Source organism: Aestuariivita sp. (genome assembly GCF_021404545.1).
Lineage (GTDB): Bacteria > Pseudomonadota > Alphaproteobacteria > Rhodobacterales > Rhodobacteraceae > Aestuariivita.
This window is the reverse complement of the sequence record NZ_JAAWWD010000084.1, coordinates 1-2061: the sequence shown is the minus strand read 5'-3', so window position 1 is coordinate 2061 and position 2061 is coordinate 1. Positions and strand designations below refer to the sequence as shown.

The following is a 2061-nucleotide window of genomic DNA, read 5'->3' as shown; positions in this document are numbered from 1 at the left end:
AGGTCGGGGTCTACCAAAGAGACGGTGCGGCCTCACCTGGGCAGTTATGGCCGCCCGCGCATGGCCGAAGGGCTGAAAGAGATTGGCCTCGACCTTGGCCGCCGCCTAGGTCGGTTGATGCGCCAGACCGGCCCATCGGTCGTGCGAACGCGCAAACACACGGTCACGACCATTGCCGGGCAGGCGATTGCAAAGCAATCTGCCGAGAGGGCGACAGGGACCACAAGTTCAACATCGCACCGAACCTGCTGGATCGAGACTTCGCAGCGGATCGACCAAACGGGAACTGGGCGGGTGACATCAGCTATGTGTGGACCCGCGAAGGCTGGCTGCATTTGGCTGTGATCCTGGACCTGCACTCGCGTCGTGTCATCGGCTGGGCCGTCAGTAATCGCATGAGACGCGACTTGGCGATCCGGGCGGTGAAGATGGCCATCGCATTCCGGCAACCGCCCAAAGGCTGCATCCACCACACGGATCGCGGCAGCCAATACCGTTCGCACGATGATCCCGCGCCAGCACGGCTTCAAGGTATCGATGAGTGGCAAGGGCAATTGCTGCGACAACGCAGCCGTCGAGACCTTCTTCAAAACCATCAAGGCCAAGCTGATCTGGCGGCGATCATGGGACAGACGGAGGCAGGCTGAAAGGGCGATCTTCGAATACATCAACGGGTTCTACAATCCACGCCGAAGCCACTCAGCACTGCGCTGGAAAAGCCCCGTCGCCTTCGAACGAAAGCTGGCCTAAATGAGCACCGGGAGCGGCATCAAACCGTGACAGGTCCATTCCCCCCGGATTCGTGGACGGTTATGGGCTTGGAGACTCCAGCCCTTCAGCGGCGGTCGTTTCGTGGTTGATCGGTGACATATCCCCCAAAGCCGAATGTCGGCGAGAGGGGTTGCACCATCCTTCGATGAACTCGAAGCAGGCGACACGTGCCTCGGCTTTTGTCTTGAACTTGCGGCGGTCGATCAACTCGCATTCCAGGGTGGCGAAGAAGCTCTCACACATCGCGTTGTCGTTGCAGTCGTCCACCGAGCCCATCGACGGGCGGACGCCCATTTCCCTGCAGCGCAGTTCGAATGCCACGGACCTGTATTGCGATCCCTGGTCGGAATGATAGATCACAACTCCGGGCTTGCGTTGCGTGCATCCATGTTCATCGCATCAAGCACCAGTTACGTCCGCTGATGCGTGCCCATGGCCCGGCCGATTACGCGGCGGCTAAAGGTATCGAGAACTACCGCTAGGTACAGAAAGCCCGACCAGCTCGGCACATAGGTGATGTCTGCCATCCAGAGCACGTTGGGTGCATTCATTGCCCGGCAGGCGATTTGCAGAGCAAATCTGCCGAGAGGGGGCATAGAAGTTGCGGGCCACCAGATCGGCCGCCGGACGCAGCCTTGGGTCGCGTTTCAGGCATCGCATTCCGGCCGTGTCGGCCCAGCCCGAACGCGTTGTCTTCATTCCCTCTCGGGGCATTTCTGCGCAATACCCTGCCGTGCAGTGGATGAAACCTCGGTGAAAACGAACCTGACTGGGCTCAGAGGATGGGCCCCGCGCGGGGATCGCCTGATCATGGATGCACCGTTTGGCTCTTGGGGCACACAGACATTTATCGCGGGCCTCACTGCTGATGCCATGATCGCGCCTTGGGTGATCAAAGGGGCGATGCCTCTCATGACATTTTCTTCGAAAATGCACTGCCGGTAATAGATGGGCCAGCCTTCGCGGATTATGTCGAGAAGGTGCTGGTGCCAGAACTGACCCCCGGCACTGTGGTCATTCTGGATAACCTCGCTACTCACAAGAATGCAACTGCTGCCAAAGCGATGCGAGATGCCGGATGCTGGTTCCTGTTCCTACCGCCGTATTCCCCCGATCTGAACCCAATCGAAATGACATTCTCTAAGCTAAAGGCACACCTCGGGCGTATCGGTGCGCGGCAATTCAACGGAATGTTCGACGCCATCCCCGAAGTCTGCAATCCCGACCCACCTCAAGAGGGCTGGAACACATTCAAGGCTCCCGGATATATCCCAAGTTAAAACGGGAACG

The 2061-nt window shown here is 59.1% G+C and carries 1 protein-coding gene and 2 pseudogenes; 2 read left to right on the top strand and 1 reads right to left on the bottom strand.

The window, feature by feature from the left end:
• A pseudogene (locus HEP69_RS23450) lies at positions 1–750 on the top strand (IS3 family transposase); the annotation flags it as partial.
• Between the two features lie 60 nt (positions 751–810).
• Here the strand turns inward: HEP69_RS23450 and HEP69_RS23445 are convergent.
• Positions 811–1419 (bottom strand): annotated as a pseudogene (locus HEP69_RS23445) (IS3 family transposase); the annotation flags it as partial.
• Between the two features lie 236 nt (positions 1420–1655).
• Here HEP69_RS23445 and HEP69_RS23440 point away from each other — a divergent pair.
• On the top strand, positions 1656–2051 hold the full coding sequence (locus tag HEP69_RS23440; RefSeq protein ID WP_290560939.1) for a transposase: 396 nt from the start codon (positions 1656–1658) through the stop codon (positions 2049–2051).
• The last annotated feature ends 10 nt before the right edge of the window (positions 2052–2061 follow it).